This window comes from Leisingera sp. F5 (assembly GCF_001593695.1).
The window spans coordinates 1-2,364 of the sequence record NZ_LUKH01000460.1; the positions used below are offsets into that span (position 1 = coordinate 1).

General features: G+C 63.6%; 1 protein-coding gene. It reads right to left on the reverse strand.

Going from position 1 to position 2,364, the window contains the following annotated elements; genetic code table 11:
- Positions 1-99: 99 nt before the first annotated feature.
- Positions 100-2,364: efflux RND transporter permease subunit (locus A2I95_RS31875; protein ID WP_291736282.1), on the reverse strand; the 2,265-nt coding region annotated here is incomplete at its 5' end.

Sequence of the window (2,364 nt, forward strand, 5' to 3'; positions counted from 1 at the left end):
GGAGGATCTGGCGGGGTAGGGCGGGCCGCTTGTGGCAAGCGGCCCAGCAGGATCAGGTTGTGGTCCTGAAAAGCGCCCCGGATTGCAGATGGCGGAGGGTCAAACCCCCGCCATTTCCTGTTTCTCCACCCGCCGGAAGAAGATCAGATAGAAGACCGGCGCGGCCACCAGTGTCAGCACGGTGGCAAAGGCCAGGCCGCCCATGATGGTGATCGCCATCGACACAAAGAAGGCGTCGGTCAGCAAGGGCGCCATGCCAAGGATCGTTGTCACTGCCGCCAGCATCACCGGGCGCAGACGCGACACCGATGCCTCGACGATGGCTTCGCGCAGGGGCAGGCCGGTTTCGCGCACCAGGTCGATTTCCTCGACCAGAACAATGCCGTTCTTGATCAGCATCCCCGACAGGCTGAGCAGGCCCAGAAGCGCGGTGAAAGTGAAGGGGAAGCCGGTGCCCAGAAGCCCGATCACCACGCCGTTGACCGACATCGGCACCAACAGCCAGATGATCACAGGCTGGCGGATCGCATTGAACAGCAGCACCGAAATCAGCACCATGATCAGCAGCGTCACCGGCAGCTGCTTGCCCAAAGACTCATTCGCATCGCCCGAGCTTTCATGCTCGCCGCCCCATTCCATCAGGTAGCCCGGCGGAATGTCCATCGCTTCGATGGTCTCCCGGACCTCGGCAAAGACGGTGGCGGCAGTCAGGTCCGGCGGGATATCGGCGCCGACGGTCAGGGTCGGCAGCCGGTCACGGCGGTGCACCAGGGTGTTTTCAACCACCACATCAACGCCGTCGATCATCTGCTCCAGCGGTACAAACTTGCCGGCCGACGAGGAGAAGACCACCTGATCATAGATGTTGTAAGGCTCCTGCGGTGCGCGGCGGACGACGATGGGGATCAGCCGGTCGCGTTCGCGGAACACCCCCATCTGCAGCCCGTCAGTGGAAAACTGCAGCGCATCGGCGATGTTTTCGCGGGTGACGCCGGCGGTTTGCGCCCGGTCGGTGGCATAGACGGGTTTCAGCACCGGCTCCTGTTCGCGCCAGTTGTGGCGCGGGATCAGGATATTGGCGGAGGCCGCCTCAAGCCGCCGCTTTGCCTCCTCTCCCAGATCACGCAGGACGCGCGGGTCGGGGCCGGAGAACCGCACCTGGATCGGGTCGCCGCCGCCGGGGCCGAAGACCAGCCGCTTGGTGCGGAACTCGCCCTCGGGGAACTGCGCCTGGCCGAAGGCCTCGAGGTCCGCCTGCAGCGGCGGGATGGCGTCAAGGGTTTCGGTACGGACGATCAGATGCCCGTAGCTGGGGTTCGGCTTCTCTGCCGAGTAGGTGAGCATGAAGCGGGTGGCGCCCTGGCCGGCGAAGGAGGCAACCGAGACCACGTCTTCGCGTTCGGCGAGCCAGTCCTCGAACACCTTCAGATGCTTGGACGTTGCCTGGATCGAGGTGCCCTGCGGCAGCTTATAGTGGACAAAGAACAGCGGCGTGTTGGAGTCCGGGAAGAACTGCTGTTTCACCTGGCCGAAGCCGATGAAGCAGACCACGGTAATGCCCGCCAGCCCGGCGGCCACCAGCCAGCGCAGCTTCAGCGCCGATGCCAGGAGCTTGCCATAGGTGCGGAACAGGAGGCCGCTGTAGGCGTCTTTGCTGTCTTCTGTGCCTTGTTTGAAAAAATAGTGGCCCAGCAGCGGTGTTGCGGTCAGCGCCAGCAGCCAGCTGAGCAGCAGCGAGATTGCGATCACCGCAAACAGCGAGAACAGGAATTCGCCCGCAGAATCCGGGCTGAGGCCGATGCCGGCAAAGGCCATGATGCCGATCACCGTGGCGCCCAGCAGCGGGATCTGGGTTTTTGAGGCAGCGTCATGCGCGGCCTCGCGCGAGGTCTTGCCGCGCAGCATGGAAATCTGCATCCCCTCAGCGACCACAATGGCATTGTCCACCAGCATCCCCATGGCGATGATCAGCGCGCCCAGCGAGATCCGCTCCATCTCGATCGAGAACATGTTCATGAAGAACAGCGTGCCGACAACCGTCAGCAGCAAGGTGGAGCCCACCACCACGGCGGCGCGCCAGCCCATGAACAGGGCCAGAACCACCACAACAATGCTGACCGACATCGCCAGGTTGACAAGGAAGTCGTTGGAGGCCTGCTCGACCACCACATGCTGCTGGTAGATCGGTTTCAGGTCCACGCCATAGGGGATCCGGCTGTCGAGTGCGGCCAGTTTGGCGTCGACGTTCTGGCCCACTTCGACGATGTTTTCGGTGGCTAGGCCGGCAATGCCCAGGGTAAAGGCCTCAACCCCGTCAAAGCGGATCAGCAGATCCGGGTCGCTGATGCGGCCGCGGTGGACGTC